We start from the raw sequence: 22,490 nt of genomic DNA, 5'->3' as shown, positions 1-22,490 counted from the left end.
CAAATTTAACCGCTCTTCTAAAACCCAATCATAATGGACGCACGCAGTACGCCCCTACAATCGTTTTTCTAATTTTTAATTATGCGTATAACGGGTTAATACGATCTACGTTTAAGCCGAATTTAGCGATTGCATCAGCAACAACTTTAGTTTCCACTGTGCCTTCTTTCGCTAATTGTGATAACGCTGCAACAACAACATAACGTGCATCTACTTCGAAATGTTCACGTAAGTTAGCACGGCTGTCTGAACGACCGAAACCGTCTGTACCTAATACGTGGAAGTGTTTGCTTGGTACGAACGCACGGATTTGATCCGCATATTGTTTCACATAGTCAGTTGAAGCAACTGTCGGTAAGTCCGCTAACACTTGCGCTACATAAGGAACACGTTGTTCCGCTGTTGGGTGTAATAAGTTCCAACGTACTGCATCGTTACCTTCACGTGCTAATTCATTGAATGATGGCGCAGAGAATACGTCTGAAGTTACGCCGTAGTCATTCGCAAGGATCTGTGCCGCTTCACGAACGTGACGCATAATTGCACCAGAACCTAATAACTGAACGTGACCTTTGCCTTTACCTTTAACGGTTTCGAATTTATATAAACCTTTACGGATACCTTCTTCAGCACCTTCCGGCATTGCAGGTTGATCCATTACTTCGTTTAATGTTGTCATGTAATAGAAAACATCTTCTTGTTTTTCACCATACATACGGTTGATACCGTCTTGCATGATTACCGCAACTTCAAACGCAAATGATGGGTCGTAAGTAATACAGTTAGGGATAATACCCGCTTGAATATGGCTATGACCGTCTTCGTGTTGTAAACCTTCACCGTTTAATGTTGTACGACCAGACGTACCACCCACCATGAAACCACGAGCTAATTGGTCACCCGCTAACCACATCATATCACCCACACGTTGGAAACCGAACATTGAGTAATAGATGAAGAATGGAATCATCGGTTGGTTGCTTACAGAGTAAGACGTTGCCGCTGCAACCCAAGACGCTGCACCACCTAATTCGTTAATACCTTCTTGCAATACTTGACCGTCTTTCGCTTCACGGTAGTAAGCAACTAAATCGCGGTCTGAAGGCGTATAGTTTTGACCGTGCGGGTTGTAAATACCCACTTGACGGAATAAACCTTCCATACCGAATGTACGCGCTTCGTCTACGATCATCGGAACGATTGTTTTACCGATATTTTTATCTTTTAATAAGATATTTAATGCACGCGTAAACGCCATTGTGGTTGAAATACCACGTGGTTGTTCTTCAAGTAACGCTTTGAATTCTTCTAATGCAGGTACTTTGTACTCTACGTCAAATTTAGGACGACGAGCCGGAACATAACCGTTTAATGCTTTACGTTGACCGTGAATATAGTTGTATTCTTCAGAACCTTCAGCAAATTTGATGTACTCAAGATTTTCTACTTGCTCATCGGTTAACGGTAATTCGAAGTAGTCACGGAAGCCTTTTAAGCTTTCTAATGACATTTTTTTCGATTGGTGAGCAGTATTTTTACTTTCTGCTTCAGGGATTTTATAACCTTTAACTTGGTGAGCTAAAATCACAACTGGTTTATCTGATTTTTGTGCTTTCGCATATGCAGCGTAAAGTTTTTCGCTGTCGTGCGCACCACGGCGAAGATCCCAAATCTCTTCGTCTGTCATATCCGCTACTAATGCAGCTGTTTCTGGGTAACGACCGAAGAAGTGTTCACGAATATAAGCGCCATCTTTTGATTTGAAGGTTAAGTAGTCACCATCAACCACTTCCATCATTAATTGTGCTAATTTACCTGAAGTATCTTTCGCGAATAATTTATCCCAGTTGCTGCCCCATAATACTTTGATTACTTCCCAACCTGCACCGGTGAATAAACCTTCTAATTCTTGAACGATTTTACCGTTACCGTTTACCGGACCGTCTAAACGTTGTAAGTTACAGCTTACAGTGAAAATTAAGTTATTTAATTTTTCACGAGCAGCAAATGTTAACGCACCTTTAGACTCGATTTCATCCATCTCACCATCGCCTAAGAATGCGTAAACTTTTTGGTCTGACGTATCTTTTAAGCCACGGTTTTCAAGATATTTTAGGAAACGTGCTTGATAAATCGCATTAACAGGACCTAAACCCATTGATACGGTTGAGAATTGCCAGAATTCAGGCATTAATTTCGGGTGCGGGTATGAAGATAAACCATCCGCAAATGCTTCTTGACGGAAATTGTCTAATTGTTCTTCCGTTAAACGACCTTCAACATAAGCACGCGCATACATACCTGGTGCTGCGTGACCTTGGAAGAATACTAAGTCGCCACCATTTTTCTCAGTTGCCGCTTTGAAGAAGTGGTTGTAGCACACTTCATACATTGTTGCCGCTGATTGGAATGTTGAAATATGACCACCTAAGTCAAGATCTTTCTTCTGGCTACGTAAAACCATTGCGATAGCGTTCCAACGTACTGCAGAACGAATACGACGTTCAATTTTGTGGTCACCCGGGTAAGCTGGTTGTGCAGACACAGGGATAGTATTTACATACGCTGTTGTCACACCAGATTGAACCGGCACGCCATCTTTACGCGCTTGGCTTAATAATTCATCGATAATGAATTGTGCACGTTCAACACCTTCTACACGGATTAATGAATCAAGTGATTCTAACCACTCTTTGGTTTCAAATGGATCTACATCTCTTTCTAACTCTGACATAGGTTGTCCTTATTTTAAGTAAATAATGAGTGATAAGTTCTCTATACTTAAACTTATCGTTTGATGAAATTATAGACATTCATTCGATTAGACTAAACATAAAACACACAGAAAGTTTAACAAAATGTAAAAACTTGTTTTCTATTCGAGTGAATATCTTGCGATATCTACTTGATTTTAAACACTTTTTATCACACTATAAAAAATGTTGAAAATTTGTAGAAAAATTTTGGCTAACAAGATAACAAAATTGACCTATTTTGTCTATTTTTTTGACCTGTGCCAACCGTTGTCTTTCCTATAAACAAGCGGTTAAAACCTGCAATTTTTTTACAAATTTTAACCGCTTGTTTAAGGGCTATTTATTAAGTTTAACCTGTTTGGCCAGCTCTTGAATCAGCGCCGGCCCCTGATAAATCATTGCCGAATAAACTTGCAATAAACTTGCACCCGCATCAATTTTTTCCTGACCGGAAGAGACAGAATGAATACCTCCGCTACCAATAATTGGTAACTGCCCGTTTAATTCCTTCGCTAACCTACGGATTAAATGAGTACTGAGCGAATGTAACGGCTTACCGCTTAAGCCGCCTTGTTGCTCCGCATGTTTTAAACCTGCTACCGGTTCTCGAGATAACGTCGTATTACCGGCAATAACGCCGTCAATCCTATGTCGTACCAAACTATCCGCTACCGAAGCCACTTCTTCATCCGTTAAATCCGGCGCAATTTTCAGAACAAGCGGTTTATATTTTGCAAACTTTTGCGAAAGTGTTGATTGTTCTTGCTTTAACGCACTCAGCAATTCATCTAATGCATCACCGTATTGCAATGAACGTAGATTCTTTGTGTTCGGTGAAGAAATATTCACCGTAATATAATCGGCATACTCATACACCTTACGTAAACAAATTTGGTAATCATCCAAAGCGTTCTCGATCGGCGTAAAGGCATTCTTACCGATATTAATTCCGAGTACCCCGTCATATTTGGAACATTTCACATTTTCTACCAATACATCCACACCGTAATTATTAAAGCCATTACGATTGATGATACCCTCCGCTTCCAAAAGACGGAATTGACGTGGCTTAGGATTACCGTCTTGTGCAACCGGTGTCACCGTTCCGACTTCAATAAAACCGAATCCTAGCTTGCCAAAACCGTCAATCGCTTCGCCGTTTTTATCCGCACCGGCGGCAAGCCCTATGGGATTTTTAAATTGCAGCCCCATTACTTCAACCGGATTATGAGGAATAGGTAAAGGATCAAAAGGTAATTTTCCGACAAGTTTAAGCGCTTGAACGGAAAAATTATGCGCATTTTCAGCGTCCATAGCAAAAAGACATTTACGAATGAGGGAATACATGATGAGCTCTTCGGTTAATAGAAAGAAATAGATAAACTAAGGGCGAGTACTCAACTCGCCCTTATCAGAAATTATGCGTCAAACATTGCAGAAATGGACTCTTCGTTGCTAATACGACGAATAGCTTCCGCTAACATGCTTGATAATGTTAATGCACGTACTTTGTTTAATGCTTTGATTTCATCAGAAAGTGGAATTGTATCGGTTACAACCACTTCATCTAATGCCGGATTCGCTAAGTTCTTCGCTGCAGTGCCTGAGAATACCGCATGCGTTGCGTAAGCAACCACTTTGGTCGCGCCACGTTCTTTCAATGCTTCCGCTGCTTTAACTAAAGTACCGCCAGTGTCGATCATATCATCAACTAAGATACAGTCACGACCCGCCACATCACCGATAATATGCATTACTTGTGATACGTTTGCTTTCGGACGGCGTTTATCAATGATTGCCATATCCGCATCATTTAACAATTTAGCGATCGCACGCGCACGTACTACACCACCGATATCCGGTGATACCACCATTGGATTGTTTAAATCCGTTTTCTTAACAATGTCTTCAATAAGTACCGGTGAACCGAATACGTTATCTACCGGCACATCAAAGAAGCCTTGAATTTGTTCTGCGTGTAAGTCACAAGTTAACACGCGGTCAACACCTACGCTTGAAAGGAAGTCCGCCACAACTTTTGCCGTAATCGGCACACGCGCTGAACGAACGCGGCGGTCTTGGCGAGCATAACCGAAATAAGGAATAACAGCCGTGATACGACCTGCAGACGCACGACGTAAAGCATCAACCATCACAATCAATTCCATTAAGTTGTCATTAGTTGGTGCGCAAGTCGACTGGATAATAAACACATCCGAACCACGTACGTTTTCATTAATTTGAACTTGAATTTCACCGTCGCTAAAACGACCGACTGTTGCATTGCCTAAAGAGATGTAAAGGCGCTCTGCAATACGTTTTGCAAGTTCTGGCGTTGCGTTACCCGCAAACAGTTTGATATCTGGCATTGGAATTGATCCTTGAATTTACAAAGGGAAGTTAGGGAATTAAGTTTAATTTTTTGTGCAAAGGCGAAATGTTCTGCCCTTTAGCAACAAAACCACACACGTTTTGAGGTTTGCAGTCGAAGACTTTCTGCGCGTCTTCTTTTGAATTAAATTCGGCAAAAATACAAGCACCAGTGCCCGTTAACCGAAACGGTGCATATTCTACCAATTCTTGAACAAGATCTTCAACCTCTGAATAATGATCTCGTACAACTTTTTCGCAATCGTTTGCCCATTTATTCTCTAACAGTTCTGTCAAACTACGTTTTGGCGTATTTCGAGGCAAATTAGGGTCATTAAAAACGACTGCGGTCGAAATAGAAACACTCGGTTTTAACACCACAAACCATTTTTCTTCCGGCTCACAAGGTGTTAACACTTCGCCGACACCTTCTGCAAAAGCCGCAACACCACGCACAAAAATCGGCACATCCGCACCTAAGCTCAGCCCTAATGCTGCAAGCTCTTCAAGACTTAAGCCTGTTTGCCAAAAATGGTTTAATCCGACCAATACGGTTGCTGCATTCGATGAGCCGCCGCCAACGCCACCGCCCATTGGTAAACGCTTGGTCACGCCGATTTTGGCACCTTTCGTACAAGCGGTATGCTTTTGTAATAATTTTGCAGCTCGATAAATTAAGTTCTGCTCTTTTTCGACCCCTTCAATTTCGTTTAACAATTCAATTTCACCGCTCTGATTTACTTCCAGTGAAATCTCATCGCCAAAATCCAAAAATTGAAATAAGGTTTGTAACTCGTGATAACCGTCTGTGCGTCTGTTAGTAATGTATAAGAAAAGATTTAACTTAGCCGGGCTAGGTAAAGTGACTTTATTCATTAATACGTCCATTGATCAATACGAATTTTTAAGGTTTGTTGACCATTCTCTAATACGATTAACTTCGGTAAGTTCGGTTGACGATCTTCGTGATATTCAACATAGCTCGCTTGCCACACTTGACCGTTAATCGGATAACTAAATTGTGAAAGTTGACGTTTATCATTCACAATATAGTTGCCGTTTTTCTCCGGCTGACCTTTTACCCAATACGCAAATTGATCAATCGGAAACGAAACGCCGATAATTTCTTCCATCAGTGCATTTACATCCGCTTCCGTACGTGAACGCCCTTCGCTGTCCGAAACGGTTAATCCTCGCTGAGTACGATGTAATTTCATCGACTTTGTCGATAAATTTGATGAAAGCTCTAAGCCGAAATTATTTGCCGATTGGTATTGCCAATCAAAGTGTGAAGAAAAACGCTCTTCTGGTGAAATGTACCCGAATTGCCCTTTCGCTTGATAACGCTTAATCTGAGCTAATTGATTGAGATGTTGCTGCCATTTGGCATCGGTATGCGAGATTTGTACGGCCGGCGTTTGAACGGTTGTAGGTGCATCTAACACCGAATTACAGCCCGTTAACACTAACATCGCACCGAGCGAAACTAAAAAAGAAAATTTTTTCATAGCGAACCTTTTATAACATGAGTGGCTATTCTACCTTATAAGCGGTCTAATTCTGTTAAAAATTTGTAATTTTTTAGCCATTTTTGACCGCTTGTAGAAAACGAAAAGTCTCCCGAAAGGGAGACTTCGTTCGATTAACTAAACTGAAGGCTGTGCAATTGTTTATACGCCCCGTTTTGTGCAAGTAATTGAGAGTGAGAACCACGTTCGATAATTTGCCCGTGATCGACAACTAAAATTTCATCTGCTTTTTCAATCGTAGATAAGCGATGAGCGATCACAAGCACAGTTTTATCTTTTTGTAACTCAGCAAGTGCCGCTTGAATTGCACGTTCGGATTCTGTATCCAATGCAGAAGTTGCTTCATCTAACACCAAGACCGGAGAATTGCGTAATAAAGCACGGGCAATGGCTAAACGTTGACGCTGACCGCCCGAAAGACTTGCGCCGTTTTCACCGATCACCGTATCTAAACCGTCATCAAGCTTCTCAATAAACTCCATTGCATGTGCCGCTGTCGCTGCCGCAATAATTTGCTCACGACTATATTTATCGGTAGCCGCATAAGCGATATTATTAGCAATCGTGTCATTGAATAAGTGTACTTGTTGTGAAACTACCGAACATTGTTCACGTAAATTCGCCAATTTATAGTCTTGGATATTCACGCCATCTAGCGTAATTTCCCCTTCATCAATATCATAAAAACGCGTTAATAGGTTCGCAATCGTTGACTTGCCTGAGCCGGAACGACCGACCAATGCCACTGTCTTGCCTTGCGGAATAGCAAAAGAAATACGATCCAATGCACGTTCGTCTTTACCTTCATAACTAAACGAAACATTATTGAATGTCACATCGCCTTTTACTCGTGTAACTTCGTGAGTACCAAGATCTTTCTCTGTTTTCAAATCAAGGAATTCAAACAACGTTTGACAAGCCGCCATACCACGTTGGAACTGTGAGTTAACATTCGTCAACGATTTTAGCGGACGTAACATTGCCATCATAGATGAAAACACCACAGTAAACGAACCTGCCGTAAGATTTTCACTCATCACTTCAGGGAATGTCGCCACATACAGAACAACCGATAACGCAAAAGAGGCAATTAATTGCACAACGCCGTCTGAAATCCCATCTGCCGAAACGATTTTCATCCCTTTACGGCGCATATCATTACTCACACGATCAAAACGCTCTTTTTCAACTTGCTGACCGCCGAATGACAACACAACTTTATGCCCTTTTAGCATTTGCTCGGTAGTTACGGTTAATTCACCCATTGAACTTTGGATATGGCGGCTCAATTTACGGAAGCGTTTTGACACAATACCGATTAATACACCGATGATCGGCGCCATAACAAATAACACCAACGATAATTGCCAACTGGTGTAAATCATCACCACAAATAATGAAATTAAATATGCTCCTTCACGCACGATAGTGACTAAAGCGTGTGAAGAAGAGGTGGCAACCATTTCCGTATCATAAGTTACACGAGAAAGAGAGCGTCCAACCGGATTTTGGTCAAAATAACTGACCGGCATATACATCAAGTGCTGGAAAATATTACGGCGCAATGTCATTACCACATTACCCGAAACCCAAGCTAAACAATAACCGGCAATATAGTTCGTAATACCTCTCACTAAAATAAATACCACGACTAACACAGCCATAAGTTTTAAAAAGCTGTGATCCGCCTGACCAAATCCTTGATCCAACAACGGTTTTAAGAGATAGATAAGCCCCGAATCTACCAGTGCATTCAGCACTAGCGCGATTGCCCCGACAACAAGTCCCCACTTATAAGGCGCAATCGTTGGAAATAAACGTTTAAACGTTTTAAAGGTCGAAAGATCTTTTTCTTGCATAATGTCCATTCTTAATTTTCAAAAATCGGGGCATTGTACCCTGAATTGAATGAGATACCAAATTAATAGAATAAAGCTAATACAAGTCTGAACACGAAAGGCGCTAAAACGGACGAAAGTACACCACTTAATACTAATGCGATGGAACTATAGCTGCCGGTTTTAACACTGTATTCCATACAACGTCCTGTACCTAACGCATGAGAAACTGCCCCCATCGTTAAACCGATAGCACGGACATTACGTACGCCAATATAGTGTAAGAAGCTAAATCCGAATACCGAGCCCAACAGTCCGGCAACCAGCACGCCAACCGCTGTTACTGCGGAACTTGCGCCAATTTGGCTTGAAATCGCAATTGCTATCGGCGTAGAAACCGATTTAGGTACAATTGCCGCAAGAATAGACGGACTCGCTCCTAGTAGCACGGCAAATAGCACACCGGTTAACATGGTACATACGCTGCCAAATACAACAACCGCTAAAATCGGGCGCCATTTTTTACGAATTTGCGGTAACTGCTCATAGAATGGTAAGGCGAGTGCTACAACAGATACACCAAGTAAATTGTTGATCGGAAAATTGCCCTGATAATATTCCGAATAAGGCACTTTCCCCATCACAATCACTAAAATAACGATTGTTAAAGCAATCACAAAAGGATTAAGTACGGACGAACGTAACTTTTGGCTGATACGCTGCCCGGCAAGGAAGGCGAAAATGGTTAAGAGAGAATAAAAATATATCATATTACCTTCTTCTATTATTTACGGTGAAAAATCCATTGCGCAAACAGCCCAATTAAGACTAAAGAAACTGCGGTACTAAGTATATTGGCGAACACAAATGAGGTGAAATGTACCTGTAAAGTATCAAGATGTTCGATAATTTCAGCACAGATAGGAATAAAGAAGATCGTCATATAACGTGTTAACGGTCTTGCGCTTGGTGTTACCCATTCAACTTTTACAACACCGATAACTAAACAGCTAAACAGTAATAGCATTCCCCAAATACTATCGGAAATACCTATCGGAATCAGAATGCTAAGTAATTTCCCTGCATATAACATCGCAAAGAGTAACGCTAAGGAAATCAGCATTCTGAGCATACGAACAATCATGTGAGTATCCTCCAAAATAAGCGGTCGAATTTGCAAAAAATTTTGCAAATTTAACCGCTTGTTCACTAATTTTTTAAGAATTGAATCACTTTGTTTAAATCACGCGTACGCGTTGACGGCGGTAAACTCTTCAGGAATGTTTGACCATAATTCCGCATCACTAAACGTGAATCACAAATGATCACCACGCCTCTATCGGTTACATCACGAATTAATCGCCCTACCCCCTGCTTCAAGGTGATAACCGCTTCCGGAATTTGAATATCGTTAAACGGCTCTCCGCCTTGTAAACGACAATCTTCCATACGCGCTCTCAGCAACGGCTCATCCGGCGAGGTAAACGGCAACTTATCAATAATCACCAACGATAACGCATCACCTCGCACATCGATCCCTTCCCAGAAACTTTGAGTAGCGACTAATACGCTATTTTCTTCCGCAATAAATTTTTCTAATAAGCGAGCTTTGCTGGTTTCCCCTTGCAATAGCACACTTAATTTACTGTGCTCACGCAGAAAATCCGCTAAACCTCGCATCATAAAATAGGAAGTACAGAGCAAAAAGCAACGACCGTTATTAGCTTCAATAACGGGCATCAACATTTTACCGAGTTCAGTTAAGGTGTGCGATTTATTCGTGTCCGGCAAATAACGAGGGACACAAAGTAACGATTGATTAGCGTAATCAAAAGGACTTTGCAATACCAATTGTTCCGCATTCTCAATGCCTAGACGCTGGCAGAAGTGATCAAATTTGCCGCCGACCTCAAGCGTTGCCGAAGTAAATACCCAACCAATTTGCTGATTTTTGAGTTGTTCACCGAATTTATCTGCCACAGTTAACGGCGTGATATGTAAACCGAAAGAACGCCCGTTGGCTTCATACCAATAGCAATAGCCAACGACAGTAGTATCGCTCAATTTTTTTAATTGAACTTTGACTTCCGCCAATCTTTCGAAAATTTTATCGAGTGTTTCCGAGCGTCCGAGCGATTTTTTAATCACATCGCTTAAAAAATCAATGTTTTCCGCCACTTTAGTTAAACCATCTACTACTTTTTGGTCGTTAAACAACTCTCGCAAATTACCTCGAATCGTACCTTCCGTTCCCATTAACAAACGAAAATCTTGCACCACTTTTTGTAAGTGATCCGCTGCTTTGCCTAACTGAGCGAGATCCTTCAGTTCGGTACGGTAAACAATATTGGTATCTTTACAAATATCAAACAGTTGACGGGAACTTAACGATTGACCGAAATATTGGCTGGCAATATCCGGTAATTGATGGGCTTCATCAAAAATTACTAATTCCGCTTCCGGAATTAACTCACCGAAGCCGGTTTCTTTGACCGCCATATCAGCACAAAACAGATGATGATTGACCACCACCACATCCGCTTCCATTGCTCTGCGGCGAGCTTGCACCACGTAGCAATCTTTAAAATGCGGACAGTCCGAACCTAAGCAACTTTCTGCAGTACTCACTAGCTGCGGTAAAATCGGGCTATCTTCCGCAATCGTGATACATTCACTTAAATCACCGGTTTTAGTTGAAGTATGCCATTTGCTGACTTTCGATAAATCCGCTAACACCGATTTATCGCCTAGCACGCCCATTGCCACCACTTGATCCAAGCGTTCCAAACAGAGGTAATTGGCTCTCCCTTTTAATAAAGCGACTTTACCTTTATATTTTAAAGCTTTTTGAATAGTAGGCAGATCTCGGTTAAATAATTGGTCTTGCAGATTTTTAGAACCTGTTGACACAATGGTTTTTTTGCCGGAAAGCAACGCCGGCACTAAATAAGCGAAGGTTTTACCGGTGCCGGTGCCGGCTTCCACCACCGCCGGAGTGGCAAATTTTACCGCTCTTCCGACCGCTTGAGCCATTTCAAGTTGCGCTGCGCGAGGGCGAAATCCTCGAATATTGTTACTGAGTAAGCCATCTTCACTGAAGGCATGGATAATTTTATTGTCTAATTTGTTCATATATATAAAAAAGCGTGAAGGCTGCTTGCCCCAAATGCGCAAACAGCCTTCTTATTATAATACTGTATAAATATTTAGCCAATTTTTTTGTAAATTATCCGGCTAAACAACGTTTAAAAACTGTGGAAGCTATATCAATGCTTCTTTTTTGTGTAGAATAACCGCCTTATAATTTCTAAGCTTATTAGGATAACAAATGAGCATTGTTGAATTTCTTAGTTATGGTTCGGTCCTTATTCTTATTCTCTCATTTTTTATTAGAAGTATGACGACTCTACGTCTCTCTAATATCGTTTGGGGACTAGGATTTACGCTTTATGGTTTTACCACTAAAGCTTATATTGTGGCAATTTTAAACATTATTATCGTAGGTTTAAACAGCTACTTATTTGCAAAAGAGCGTCAATAATCGACCGCTTATCATTTCAAACTTTATTTAACGACAACACTTCCAAAAATAAAAATTTGCACCTTAGTAAAACCCAACCACTACTAAGGTACAAATTTTTCTCTAGCTAACCTAATAGCTTATTTCTATCATTTATGCGCGATAAGTCGCATTTTTCATTGTAGTAACAAAATCTGCCAATTCTGCCAATAAACACGTTTGATTATCTAAATGACTTTCAATAATTTTCACAATCGCCGAGCCGGAAATCGCACCATCACAGCCAAGCGCTAATGCTTCTTTGACTTGCTCAGGTTTTGCAATTCCAAAGCCTTGCAAAATCGGCGCAGAATTTGACCGCTTGAGGCATTCGATAAGATTATCTAAATTTTTAGCATGCGCTTGGTTCTCGGCACTGGTCACGCCAGCACGAGAAACCAAATAGGTATAGCCTTCGGTTAAACGTGCAATACGTTCGATCGTTACCTGATCTGCATTTGGCGGACAAATGAAGACTGATTGAATACCGTATTTTTTAGCGGTTTGCGTAAATTCTTCGGCGGCAAGTACCGGCACATCAGCAATTAACACCGCATCAACGCCGGTTTCGGCACAACGTTTGAAAAACACTTCTTCGGTTGGTACGAAGACTAAATTAGCACAAAGCAGCAAGCCAATCGGAATTTCAGGGTATTTTGAGCGAATTTTGGCAATCATTTCAAAACACGCATCGGTGCTGTAGCCACCGTCTAATGCACGTTTATTCGCTGCTTGAATCACTGGGCCATCCAACAAAGGATCTGAAAACGGGAAACCTAGCTCCAACGCATCTGCACCGTTAGCGATCAGTGTTTCGATGATTTCAAACGAACGATCAAAATCCGGATCACACAGGGTAACAAACGGCACAAAAGCCCCTTCGTTTTTCACTTTTAAATCAGCAAACAAAGTATCAAAACGGCTCATATTAGTTTCCCCCATTTAAAATTTTATCTACGGTAAAAATATCTTTATCGCCACGACCGGAGAGATTCACCACCAATAGTTGTTCTTTTTCCGGATTTTGTGCAATTAGTTTTAGTGCGTAAGCCAACGCGTGTGAGCTTTCCAAGGCCGGAATAATCCCTTCGTGCTGTGCTAACGCTTGGAAAGCATCTAACGCTTCTTTATCAGTAATAGATACGTAATCTGCTCTGCCTGTGGCATTTAGATAGGCGTGTTGAGGCCCAACGGATGGGAAATCCAACCCTGCTGAAATCGAATAAGATTCTTCGATTTGCCCGTCCTTAGTTTGCATAATCGGCGATTTCATTCCGAAATAAATGCCGGTTGTACCGTGTTTAAGCGGTGCGCCGTGTTCGCCGGTTTCAATGCCTTTGCCAGCCGGTTCTACACCGATCAATTGCACGCCTTTTTCCTCAATAAAATCCGCAAACATACCGATTGCATTCGATCCGCCGCCAACCGCAGCAATTACGGCATCCGGTAAGCGGTTTTCTTTTCCTAAAATTTGACGTTTAGTTTCTTCGCCAATCATTTTCTGAAATTCACGTACCATGGTTGGGAACGGGTGCGGGCCTGCCGCCGTACCAATTAAGTAATGGGTTGTTTCATAGTTTGCCGCCCAGTCACGCATCGCTTCACAGCAGGCATCTTTTAATGAGCAAGAACCTTTTTGTACCGGAATCACTTCCGCGCCCATCAAACGCATACGAAATACGTTCGGTGATTGGCGTTCCACATCTTTAGCCCCCATATAAATGACACAAGGTAAATCTAACATTGCACAGGCTAATGCTGTTGCCACCCCATGCTGGCCGGCACCGGTCTCCGCAATAATACGAGTTTTGCCCATGCGTTTTGCCAACAAGGCTTGTCCTAATACTTGGTTAGTCTTATGTGCGCCGCCGTGTAACAGATCTTCACGTTTAAGATAAAGTTTGGTTTTGCTTCCTTTGGTGAGATTACGGCAAAGCGTTAATGCGGTCGGACGACCGGCGTAGTTTTTCAATAAGTCGGTAAATTCCGCTTGGAATAATGGATCATTTTGTGCATCGACAAAAGCAGATTCAAGTTGCTTTAAAACCGGTACTAGAATTTCAGGAACATACATTCCGCCAAATTCGCCGAAGTAAGGATTAAGAAGTGTGTCTGACATATCGTGTTCTCTCTATAAGAAATATTATGTACTATCAAAATAGTACATAATTCCACGGTATGCAAGTAAAAATTTCGTTTATTTAGCATTTAAAAGCGGTCTGTTTTAGACCGCTTTTGGTAAGTGAGTTAGCCTCTTGCCACCGCAAGCGGTGAGAAAGTTTGTGCCACCGGCATCACTTCAATGCGGTTAATATTGACATGTTCCGGTTGTTGGTTTAGCCATAGCACAATATTGGCAATATCTTCCGGTGCGACATAATTCACGTTTTCATACACTTTTGCCGCTTTATCGTCATCACCTTTAAAGCGTACATTGGAAAATTCCGTACCGCCGCATAAGCCGGGCTCTACATTGGTCACACGTACTTTCGTACCGGCTAAATCCGCACGTAAATTGAGGCTGAATTGTTTAACAAAGGCTTTTGTGCCGCCATAAACGTTACCGCCCGGGTAAGGATAATTACCGGCGATTGAACCTAAATTGATAATATGCCCGCTATTACGTTCTACCATTTCCGGTAAAATCAAACGAGTAACCGTCACTAGCCCTTTAATATTAGTATCGATCATCTGATACCAATCTTTTAAATCGGTTTTATAAGCCGGTTCCAACCCTAATGCCAATCCGGCGTTATTGACTAATAAATCCACCGCTTGCCAGCCTGCCGGACGATTATTTAAGGCTTGAGAGGTAGCCTCTTCATCACTGACATCAAATGCAAGCGGTAAGAAATTATTACCTAATTGCGAATGTAGCTCGGCAAGGCGTTCTTTACGTCTGCCGGTACCAATCACTTTATAACCTGATTTAATCAGTAATTTGCAAATGGCTAAGCCGAATCCTGCCGTTGCCCCAGTAACTAATGCTGTTTTCATTGTGTTTGCCCTCTTATCATTATTAAAATTATCCAAATAACAAGCGGTCATATTTTGCAAGTTTTTTACAAAAAATGACCGCTTGTTAGCTTAAACCTCATCAATTACAAATTCAAACCAATCTATCACATCTTTTTCATGAATTCCGTTTGGAATGAGAATATTCGCTTTTTTTACCGATTGCGGATCGTTAGAGATCAACGGATGCCAATCAAATAACGACTTACCTTCATAAAGTAAGCGGTAGGCACAGGTTTTCGGCAACCAACCGAAATCAGGCAAATTTTTCTTGGTTAATTTTGTGCAATCCTGCTCAATTTTGAAACGGTTCGGATAATTGGTACAACGTCCGTTATTCACGTCCAGTAAATTACAAGCGACCGAAGTGTAATATAGGCGCTCTCGTTTTCCTCTGCCTTGAATATATTTGCGGTAACAACATTTTCCGCAACCGTCACACAATGCTTCCCATTCTGCATCATTCATTTCAATCAGGCTTTTTGTTTGCCAAAAGTTTGGAGTTAATTGATTCGTCATCTTTTTTGTTAAATATCTGTTACAGTTCTTTATTTTAAACGGATTTTAGCATATTCTAGCAGGGTTTAAAAAAGCAAACGTTTGCCACTGTGGAGGATGAATGAAAAGCGATGTAGAAATTGCTCAAGCTGCCATTATGCAGCCTATTAATAAAATTGCGGAAAAATTAGGTTTAAATGCCGATCAAATCGAACAATACGGCAAATATAAAGCGAAAATTAATCCGGCGGATGCTTTCAAATTACCGGCTAAAAACGGTAAATTAATTTTAGTGACCGCCATTAACCCAACTCCGGCAGGCGAAGGAAAAACCACCGTAACTATCGGTTTAACCGATGCGTTAAACCAGCTTGGTAAAAATGCAGTGGTTGCGGCACGTGAGCCGTCATTAGGTCCGGTATTCGGCGTGAAAGGCGGTGCGGCTGGCGGCGGTTACGCACAAGTGTTGCCGATGGAAGATATCAACTTACATTTTACCGGCGATTTCCACGCTATCACCAGTGCCAATAACCTATTGGCGGCATTATTGGATAACCATATCTACCAAGGCAATGCGTTAAATATTGATACCAAACGTGTGTTATGGCGTCGTGTAATTGATATGAACGATCGTCAATTACGTAACGTATTAGGCGGTTTGGGTAATCCGACAGACGGTGTGATTCGTCCGGACGGTTTTGATATTACTGTTGCTTCGGAAGTAATGGCAATTTTCTGTTTAGCTAAAGATCTTGCCGATTTAAAAACACGTTTAGGTAATATCTTAGTTGCTTACACCACTGACAAACAACCGGTTTATGCAAAAGATTTAAATGCGCACGGTGCAATGGCGGCATTGTTGAAAGATGCGATTAAACCGAATTTAGTACAAACGATTGAAGGCAGCCCAGCCTTTATTCACGGTGGTCCATTTGCCAATATCGCTCACGGTTGTAACTCGGTTACTGCAACGCGTTTAGCATTACATTTAGGCGATTATGCAGTAACAGAAGCCGGTTTCGGTGCGGATTTAGGCGCAGAAAAATTCTGTGATATTAAATGCCGTTTAGCTGATCTTAAACCGGATGTGGCTGTGGTCGTTGCCACGGTAAAAGCGCTGAAATATAACGGCGGTGTTGAAAAAGCGAATTTAGCTGAAGAAAATTTAACCGCTTTACAACAAGGTTTACCAAATCTACTTAAACATATCAGTAACCTGAAAAATGTATTCGGCTTACCGGTTGTGGTCGCATTGAACCGCTTTGTATCCGATACCGATGCGGAATTAGCCCTAATTCAGACCGCTTGCGCGGAACAAGGCGTGGAAGTATCGCTCACTGAAGTGTGGGGTAAAGGCGGTGCCGGAGGTGTGGACTTGGCACAAAAAGTATTAAAAGCGATTGATGAACAAGAGAACCGTTTTAATTTTGTCTATGACGTAAATGAAAGCGTGCAAAACAAGATCAAAGCGATCGCACAAAAAATCTATGGTGCAGATGATGTGAATTTTAGTGCCGAAGCCTTAGCGGAAATTAAAAATCTGGAAAAATTAGGTTTAGATAAATTACCGATTTGTATGGCGAAAACACAATATTCATTAAGCGATAATGCCAAATTACTCGGTTGCCCAAGCGGTTTTACTGTTACCGTACGCAGTATTAGTGTTTCTGCCGGTGCCGGCTTTATCGTTGCGATTTGCGGTAGCATTATGCGTATGCCGGGCTTACCAAAAGTGCCGGCGGCAAATCGTATTGATGTCGATGAAAACGGTTTGATTACCGGTTTATTCTAAACGTAATGAATATAAAAATCCCCGCCAAATGCGGGGATTTTTTATAGGATAATTTGCAAAAAAGCAGTGAAAAATGACCGCTTGGATTCGTACAATCTATTAGATTTAACGAATCACCACTGCCGTGCCGGTTGCAACCACGATAAACATGCCTTTATCGCCACCCATTGATTGATATTCCATTGAGACACCAACCACCGCATTTGCGCCAACACGTTTCGCTTCTTTTTCCAATTCGGCTAACGCTTCTTGTCTGGCACTATTTAACTTGCTTTCGTAAGCACCTGAACGCCCGCCGATCACATCAGTAATACTCGCAAAAAAATCACGAATAAAATTGGCACCGGAAACCACTTCGCCAAACACTAAACCTTTATATTCAGTGATTTGGTGACCTTCAATGGTTGGTGTGGTGGTAATAATCATATTTTCTCCTCGTAAACGTCACTTCGTTTACTTTAGTAACTGTTGTTTTAGCACTTCCAATGCCATTGCACGGTGTGAAATTTTCTTTTTCTCACTGGTTTCTAACTCAGCGAAACTGCAATTTTTTGGCGGATAGAAGAATAGAGAATCGTAACCAAAACCATTTTGACCACGTTCTTCACGTAAAATTTCACCAAAACATTCGCCTAAGGCAATTTTCGGTGTCGGATCAGTTTCGTGTTGTAGAAAAACGATACAACTGACAAATTTCGCACCACGTTTTTCATCTGCAACATTTTGCATTTCAGCTAATAATTTTTGACGATTTGCTTGATCGTTGCCTTCTTCGCCCGCATAACGCGCGGAATAAAGCCCCGGTGCGCCACCCAGTGCATCCACCGCAAGTCCCGAATCATCCGCAATTGCCGGTAATCCGGTCATTTTTGAAGCATAGCGTGCTTTTAACAGCGCATTTTCGACGAAAGTTAAACCGGTTTCTTCCGGTGATTCGATACCGAATTCACTTTGTGCCACTACATCAAAGCCAAATTGCGCCAAAACATCCGACATTTCTTTGACTTTGCCTTTATTTCCCGTAGCTAACACAACTTTAGTTCGTTCCATTTCTGTTCCTTTTACAAAAATTTGATAAAAAATGACCGCTTATTCAATGCCTTTTTGGTAAGACATCATTAATAACGTGCGCCATTTATCCTGCCCTTGTTCATCTTTCCCCATATTTGCAATATTGGGGAATCTACCCCACTGTGCAAAGCCATGCTTACGCATCAGATTTTGGCTGACTTGGTTCAATTCGAACACATATGCCATCAGCGTATGAATATTATGCTTCAACATTTCCGATTGCATAAATTCAATGATCTTCGAGCCATAGCCTTTGCCCTTAGCACTGCTATCTAAATAAATACTAATTTCAGAGGTATGTACAAAAGCCGGTCGCTCATAAAACGGCGAAAAACTAAACCAACCGGCAATGCCGTTTTCATCTTCTACCGTCCAAATCGGGTATTGCTCACTGGTTAAATGAAAGTCAAACCAAGCACGACGATTAATCGGTGTAGCTAACTCTAAATCCGCCGTAATTTGATGAGTCGGAATTGCTTGGTTATAAATATTTAAAATTGTTTCGAAATCCGCTTCCGTCGATTTTCGAATCTGCATTTATTGCCTTCCTTAAAAAATAAAAAATTATGCGGTAATCATATTCGGTAATATTACCATCACTTCAACACCGCCTTCCGAACGGTTCTTAATGCTAAACTCACCTTTTAATTCAGCAGTTCGCTCTTTCATGATAGTCAGCCCATAATGCCCTTCCGGCTCAATATCACTTGCAATGCCCTTACCGTTGTCACGAATAATTAAGCAATGCTCACCATCAGTATTCGTTTCTGCAATCACATCGATTTCACTCGCATTGGCATGCTTAATCGCATTAATGACCGCTTCACGCACAATCTGTAGCGCATGAACTTGTTGCTGCGCACTAAAAATTTGCGAAGGCAGTTTGCAATTCAGACGAATTTGAGCCGATGTTCGAATACGTAACGAATCCAACACTCGTTCTAACGCATGAGTAAGATTAGCTTCCTCAATAGTTAAACGAAACGTAGAAAGTAATTCCCGTAATTGACTATATGCTTCATTCAACGCTTTTTCAAAATCATCGAGAATCGCTTTTTGTTTTTCCCAATCTTGTTTGGTTTCACCATTACGTTTTAATAGGCTCACCTGAATTTTGAAAAACGTCAGTGATTGTGCGAGCGAGTCATGCAACTCACGTGCAATAATCGAGCGTTCTTCCATCAATACTAACTGTTGTTGCTGTTTCTGCACTTGCACAACATAGAGACTACGCCCAATCATTTCCGATACATTTTGAATTAAACGCTCATCAGGACATAAAAGTGATGGTTTCCAGCGTAATAACGCAATTTTCTCGTTTTCAATCGCAATTTCGTTATAACGCCAATCTTGTGCCGGTGCATTATCAATGGTCACATTCCAATAATCCGCCCCATAAACTTGAATCTCAATTCCACGTAATTGTTCATTATCAAGCACGGTTTGTAACACTTGAAATAAGACGTTTTGATTAACCGGTTTTGCCGTTAACAGTTGAGAACATTGGAATAATACCAACAAAGAACGATTTACCGACATCAAACGGCGGGTCTTATCCTCAACTTTCTCTTCAAGAGAAGCATATAGTTTAGCTAAATCGCTTGCCATTTGGGTAAATGCAGAAGAAAGAAAACCTAATTCGTTCGGTTCATTTACCGCTAGCTGGATATGATCAAAATCTTCATTTTTAACTTGTTGGCTTGCGGTAACCAGCTGATCAAGCGGTGTAATAATCCGTTTTCGAGTGTACCATACGCCAAAATAAGCTAAGGCGATAATTAATAACATAGATACGGCAATTACGCCGATCGCCACCTTTAATTTCAGTTCGACAAACTCTTGTAAAAGCCAAACGAAATTATTTACTTGTTTAGCATAACCTTCGATATTAGCTTCATAGGAACTTCTATCTCGCTTGACGATAAAAGATTCCATTTCCTGCCAGCTTTCTTGCAGTTTTACATAAGCTTCGGTAACTTCTTTCGGTAATAAACACTTATGTGCTAAAGAATCCTGAATTTCAGGTGAATTCAAGCTTTGGCGATATTCATTTAAGCGAGTCGGAATAGATTGCGGATGATGTTCCATTTCATAAAGGAAACGATAACTCTGCATCCGCAATGAGCCGGAAACATTAATCAGTCCCGCATCAGATTTATTACTCCACATGATACCTAATGAAATGCCGCTAATTAAGGAGGCAAACGCAATCATAACGAGGAAATAAGATCCAATGCGGCGAGCAATAGAATACTTAGGATGATTAACCAGTTTATTCATTATAAATTAAGTAATTCCGTTAATTCTTTGGCAATACTGTCTTCACTATTCGAACCAATCGTTTTATCCGCTCGTTGTTGAACTTCAGCCTCAGAACCACCCATTGCGATACCTAAACCAACCAATTCTAACATTGAGATATCATTGAAATTATCCCCGAATGCAATCACATTTTGCGGATCAATTCCTTCAATTTTAAGTAATTCCGCCAACATTGCACCTTTACTATTACCGACACTGGTAATATCCACTCTATCTACCCAAGACCATTCCGGGCTAAATTGATCAAGCGGTAATTTTTCAACAAAACTTTGCATTTTAGCTAAGTCCGGATCACTAATTAACACTTTCCAAACCGTAGTACCTTTATCAATCTCTTGCTGGAATTTCTCAACTTGATGAACATTTGGACGCACGGTTTCCGGACAAGACTGTACCCATTTTTGAAACTTGGTGAAATGCGGATTAAGCTGCTCATAAGTCATTGCATCACGGAAATATACCGCCGTATGAATACCTAATGCTTGCGCTTGATTAATTAAACCGGAAGCTTGCTCTGCTGTTAATGGATTGCCTGACAACACTTTATCATGTTGAAAATCATATAAATAAGTACCATTACAGCAAACAACCGGCGTATCCAAACCAATTTCCGCATAGTAAGGACGAACTGCCGTATGATGACGACCTGTTACAAAGAAAATTTTTATGCCTTTCTCTCGCGCTTTTTGAATAGCTTGCTTGCTCGATTCCAAAATAACCGCATTCGGTGAAAGTAAAGTCCCATCTAAGTCAAAAGCAACCGCTTGATAACGCATAAAAATTCTCCTATTACAGGGTGGTAAGAAAAAAATAAGGGCAATCAATTTGATTGCCCTTATATTTTACTCTATGTTCTCACGAAACAGTAAATTATTTATTACTGTTATATTGTGGAGTTTGATAAAGTGGTGCTGGACCGTTAGGACCTGCAACATTGCCACCTTCGTTTTGTTTTAATACGCCACCGTTTGCAGAAATTTCTACACGACGGTTAGGACGTAAACAATCACGTAATGCTTGACCTGATTCGCCGTCACACGCTTTAACTTGGCTTGCTTTACCATAACCAACAGCATTGATTTGTGCTGTTACGCCTTGTTGAACTAAACGTGCTTTCACCATGTTCGCACGGCGTTGTGATAAATCTAAGTTATATTTTTCTGAACCTAAACGGTCTGTATAACCAGCAACTTTAACTTGTTGTGCACCAGATGATTTTAATTGTGTAGCAACATTATCAACAACTTCTTTACCTTTTGCAGTTAATGTATCTTTATCGAAGTCGAATAAGAAGTCACCGCTTAAGTTAAATGATGAGTTACCATTACAGCCATTCGGATACCAGAAGAAACTCTGTGCGTTCATATTTTTGTCAAATAAAATTTTGTATTGACAAATTTTGTGTTCACCATTTTCACGATAATTAAATGCGTAATCCCACTCACGAACGCCATATAAGCCTTCTTCAAAGTGTGGGCGACCGATTAGATTATATAATTGATCTTTATTCATACCACGTTCGATCTGACGAACGTTTTCCCAGTTTGGCCATGAACCGAACTGAGAACCATCATGGTTAAATTCCGATTCAGAGATTTTTGGGAATACTGGATTTTCTGTCGTACCTTCATCAGTTACTTTGCTTAAGTTACCACAAGCAGCTACAGCTAATGCGATACCAGATAATAACAATCCGCGAAAAACAGTCGTATTTTTCATCGTTGGTTGTTCCTTGTTATA

At 41.0% G+C, this 22,490-nt stretch carries 21 protein-coding genes; 2 read left to right on the top strand and 19 right to left on the bottom strand.

Annotation, left to right across the window (positions count from 1 at the left end):
- Positions 1-79: 79 nt before the first annotated feature.
- The 9 genes from aceE to EL121_RS10395 form a co-directional block, all read right to left on the bottom strand.
- Positions 80-2,734, bottom strand: coding sequence for a pyruvate dehydrogenase (acetyl-transferring), homodimeric type (gene aceE, locus EL121_RS10435; RefSeq protein ID WP_039196554.1), 2,655 nt, complete (start codon positions 2,732-2,734; stop codon positions 80-82).
- A 358-nt stretch (positions 2,735-3,092) separates the two neighbouring features.
- Positions 3,093-4,103 carry a quinone-dependent dihydroorotate dehydrogenase gene (gene pyrD, locus EL121_RS10430; RefSeq protein WP_039196552.1) on the bottom strand — a complete coding sequence of 337 codons (1,011 nt, stop codon included), beginning with the start codon at positions 4,101-4,103 and terminating at the stop codon, positions 3,093-3,095.
- Positions 4,104-4,174: 71 nt separating this feature from the next.
- Positions 4,175-5,125, bottom strand: a complete 951-nt coding sequence (locus tag EL121_RS10425; protein WP_039196551.1) for a ribose-phosphate pyrophosphokinase — start codon at positions 5,123-5,125, stop codon at positions 4,175-4,177.
- Between the two features lie 31 nt (positions 5,126-5,156).
- Positions 5,157-6,002 (bottom strand): 4-(cytidine 5'-diphospho)-2-C-methyl-D-erythritol kinase, encoded by an 846-nt coding sequence (gene ispE, locus EL121_RS10420; RefSeq protein ID WP_039196550.1) that lies wholly within the window; start codon positions 6,000-6,002, stop codon positions 5,157-5,159.
- A complete protein-coding gene (gene lolB / locus EL121_RS10415; protein WP_039196549.1) occupies positions 6,002-6,634 on the bottom strand; it encodes a lipoprotein insertase outer membrane protein LolB in 633 nt (210 codons plus the stop codon). The genes ispE and lolB overlap by 1 nt, the downstream gene beginning before the upstream one ends.
- A 134-nt stretch (positions 6,635-6,768) precedes the next feature.
- Positions 6,769-8,514: a lipid A ABC transporter ATP-binding protein/permease MsbA gene (msbA, locus tag EL121_RS10410; protein WP_039196547.1), complete on the bottom strand. Its 1,746-nt coding sequence runs from the start codon at positions 8,512-8,514 to the stop codon at positions 6,769-6,771.
- A 62-nt stretch (positions 8,515-8,576) separates the two neighbouring features.
- Positions 8,577-9,263 carry an LrgB family protein gene (locus EL121_RS10405; protein WP_039196545.1) on the bottom strand — a complete coding sequence of 229 codons (687 nt, stop codon included), beginning with the start codon at positions 9,261-9,263 and terminating at the stop codon, positions 8,577-8,579.
- Positions 9,264-9,277: 14 nt separating this feature from the next.
- A complete protein-coding gene (locus tag EL121_RS10400) occupies positions 9,278-9,637 on the bottom strand; it encodes a CidA/LrgA family protein (protein WP_014991361.1) in 360 nt (119 codons plus the stop codon).
- Positions 9,638-9,702: 65 nt separating this feature from the next.
- Positions 9,703-11,625, bottom strand: a complete 1,923-nt coding sequence (locus EL121_RS10395; RefSeq protein ID WP_039196542.1) for an ATP-dependent DNA helicase — start codon at positions 11,623-11,625, stop codon at positions 9,703-9,705.
- A 265-nt stretch (positions 11,626-11,890) separates the two neighbouring features.
- Between EL121_RS10395 and EL121_RS10390 the strand changes: the two genes are divergently transcribed.
- Positions 11,891-12,034 carry a hypothetical protein gene (locus EL121_RS10390; protein ID WP_231554684.1) on the top strand — a complete coding sequence of 48 codons (144 nt, stop codon included), beginning with the start codon at positions 11,891-11,893 and terminating at the stop codon, positions 12,032-12,034.
- A gap of 132 nt (positions 12,035-12,166) precedes the next feature.
- Here the strand turns inward: EL121_RS10390 and trpA are convergent, their stop codons facing one another.
- The 4 genes from trpA to EL121_RS10370 form a co-directional block, all read right to left on the bottom strand.
- On the bottom strand, positions 12,167-12,979 hold the full coding sequence (trpA, locus tag EL121_RS10385; RefSeq protein ID WP_039196539.1) for a tryptophan synthase subunit alpha: 813 nt from the start codon (positions 12,977-12,979) through the stop codon (positions 12,167-12,169).
- A gap of 1 nt (position 12,980) precedes the next feature.
- Entirely contained in the window at positions 12,981-14,171 is a 1,191-nt protein-coding gene (trpB, locus tag EL121_RS10380; RefSeq protein ID WP_039196537.1) for a tryptophan synthase subunit beta, read from the bottom strand.
- Between the two features lie 128 nt (positions 14,172-14,299).
- The gene (locus EL121_RS10375) at positions 14,300-15,049 is read right to left on the bottom strand and encodes an SDR family oxidoreductase (protein ID WP_039196535.1); all 750 of its coding nucleotides are present in this window, start codon (positions 15,047-15,049) and stop codon (positions 14,300-14,302) included.
- Between the two features lie 90 nt (positions 15,050-15,139).
- Positions 15,140-15,586 (bottom strand): YcgN family cysteine cluster protein, encoded by a 447-nt coding sequence (locus EL121_RS10370; RefSeq protein WP_039196533.1) that lies wholly within the window; start codon positions 15,584-15,586, stop codon positions 15,140-15,142.
- Positions 15,587-15,686: 100 nt separating this feature from the next.
- Here EL121_RS10370 and EL121_RS10365 point away from each other — a divergent pair, with 100 nt between their 5' ends.
- The gene (locus EL121_RS10365; RefSeq protein WP_039196531.1) at positions 15,687-17,357 is read left to right on the top strand and encodes a formate--tetrahydrofolate ligase; all 1,671 of its coding nucleotides are present in this window, start codon (positions 15,687-15,689) and stop codon (positions 17,355-17,357) included.
- Positions 17,358-17,462: 105 nt separating this feature from the next.
- Here the strand turns inward: EL121_RS10365 and EL121_RS10360 are convergent, their stop codons facing one another.
- The 6 genes from EL121_RS10360 to EL121_RS10335 all read right to left on the bottom strand — a co-directional run bounded on the left by EL121_RS10360 (position 17,463) and on the right by EL121_RS10335 (position 22,469).
- The gene (locus tag EL121_RS10360; RefSeq protein WP_005622442.1) at positions 17,463-17,783 is read right to left on the bottom strand and encodes a YbjQ family protein; all 321 of its coding nucleotides are present in this window, start codon (positions 17,781-17,783) and stop codon (positions 17,463-17,465) included.
- 27 nt (positions 17,784-17,810) lie between these two features.
- Complete coding sequence (rdgB, locus tag EL121_RS10355) at positions 17,811-18,407, bottom strand: RdgB/HAM1 family non-canonical purine NTP pyrophosphatase (RefSeq protein ID WP_039196529.1); 597 nt, start codon at positions 18,405-18,407, stop codon at positions 17,811-17,813.
- A gap of 39 nt (positions 18,408-18,446) precedes the next feature.
- A complete protein-coding gene (locus EL121_RS10350; protein WP_039196528.1) occupies positions 18,447-18,965 on the bottom strand; it encodes a GNAT family N-acetyltransferase in 519 nt (172 codons plus the stop codon).
- 27 nt (positions 18,966-18,992) lie between these two features.
- Complete coding sequence (gene narQ / locus EL121_RS10345) at positions 18,993-20,708, bottom strand: nitrate/nitrite two-component system sensor histidine kinase NarQ (protein ID WP_039196527.1); 1,716 nt, start codon at positions 20,706-20,708, stop codon at positions 18,993-18,995.
- Positions 20,708-21,526, bottom strand: coding sequence for a pyridoxal phosphatase (locus tag EL121_RS10340; RefSeq protein WP_039196525.1), 819 nt, complete (start codon positions 21,524-21,526; stop codon positions 20,708-20,710). The genes narQ and EL121_RS10340 overlap by 1 nt, the downstream gene beginning before the upstream one ends.
- A gap of 94 nt (positions 21,527-21,620) precedes the next feature.
- Positions 21,621-22,469 carry an OmpA family protein gene (locus EL121_RS10335; RefSeq protein WP_039196523.1) on the bottom strand — a complete coding sequence of 283 codons (849 nt, stop codon included), beginning with the start codon at positions 22,467-22,469 and terminating at the stop codon, positions 21,621-21,623.
- Positions 22,470-22,490: the final 21 nt, after the last annotated feature.

Source organism: Actinobacillus equuli (assembly GCF_900636745.1).
In the GTDB taxonomy this organism is placed as follows: Bacteria; Pseudomonadota; Gammaproteobacteria; order Enterobacterales; family Pasteurellaceae; genus Actinobacillus; species Actinobacillus equuli.
This window is presented reverse-complemented; position numbering and strand designations above follow the sequence as displayed.

Bases quoted from the DNA above. Each gene is read 5' to 3' on its own strand.
- aceE (WP_039196554.1), bottom strand. From the start codon at position 2,734: ATGTCAGAGTTAGAAAGAGATGTAGATCCATTTGAAACCAAAGAGTGG.
- pyrD (WP_039196552.1), bottom strand. From the start codon at position 4,103: ATGTATTCCCTCATTCGTAAATGTCTTTTTGCTATGGACGCTGAAAAT.
- EL121_RS10425 (WP_039196551.1), bottom strand. From the start codon at position 5,125: ATGCCAGATATCAAACTGTTTGCGGGTAACGCAACGCCAGAACTTGCA.
- ispE (WP_039196550.1), bottom strand. From the start codon at position 6,002: ATGAATAAAGTCACTTTACCTAGCCCGGCTAAGTTAAATCTTTTCTTA.
- lolB (WP_039196549.1), bottom strand. From the start codon at position 6,634: ATGAAAAAATTTTCTTTTTTAGTTTCGCTCGGTGCGATGTTAGTGTTA.
- msbA (WP_039196547.1), bottom strand. From the start codon at position 8,514: ATGCAAGAAAAAGATCTTTCGACCTTTAAAACGTTTAAACGTTTATTT.
- EL121_RS10405 (WP_039196545.1), bottom strand. From the start codon at position 9,263: ATGATATATTTTTATTCTCTCTTAACCATTTTCGCCTTCCTTGCCGGG.
- EL121_RS10400 (WP_014991361.1), bottom strand. From the start codon at position 9,637: ATGATTGTTCGTATGCTCAGAATGCTGATTTCCTTAGCGTTACTCTTT.
- EL121_RS10395 (WP_039196542.1), bottom strand. From the start codon at position 11,625: ATGAACAAATTAGACAATAAAATTATCCATGCCTTCAGTGAAGATGGC.
- EL121_RS10390 (WP_231554684.1), top strand. From the start codon at position 11,891: ATGACGACTCTACGTCTCTCTAATATCGTTTGGGGACTAGGATTTACG.
- trpA (WP_039196539.1), bottom strand. From the start codon at position 12,979: ATGAGCCGTTTTGATACTTTGTTTGCTGATTTAAAAGTGAAAAACGAA.
- trpB (WP_039196537.1), bottom strand. From the start codon at position 14,171: ATGTCAGACACACTTCTTAATCCTTACTTCGGCGAATTTGGCGGAATG.
- EL121_RS10375 (WP_039196535.1), bottom strand. From the start codon at position 15,049: ATGAAAACAGCATTAGTTACTGGGGCAACGGCAGGATTCGGCTTAGCC.
- EL121_RS10370 (WP_039196533.1), bottom strand. From the start codon at position 15,586: ATGACGAATCAATTAACTCCAAACTTTTGGCAAACAAAAAGCCTGATT.
- EL121_RS10365 (WP_039196531.1), top strand. From the start codon at position 15,687: ATGAAAAGCGATGTAGAAATTGCTCAAGCTGCCATTATGCAGCCTATT.
- EL121_RS10360 (WP_005622442.1), bottom strand. From the start codon at position 17,783: ATGATTATTACCACCACACCAACCATTGAAGGTCACCAAATCACTGAA.
- rdgB (WP_039196529.1), bottom strand. From the start codon at position 18,407: ATGGAACGAACTAAAGTTGTGTTAGCTACGGGAAATAAAGGCAAAGTC.
- EL121_RS10350 (WP_039196528.1), bottom strand. From the start codon at position 18,965: ATGCAGATTCGAAAATCGACGGAAGCGGATTTCGAAACAATTTTAAAT.
- narQ (WP_039196527.1), bottom strand. From the start codon at position 20,708: ATGAATAAACTGGTTAATCATCCTAAGTATTCTATTGCTCGCCGCATT.
- EL121_RS10340 (WP_039196525.1), bottom strand. From the start codon at position 21,526: ATGCGTTATCAAGCGGTTGCTTTTGACTTAGATGGGACTTTACTTTCA.
- EL121_RS10335 (WP_039196523.1), bottom strand. From the start codon at position 22,469: ATGAAAAATACGACTGTTTTTCGCGGATTGTTATTATCTGGTATCGCA.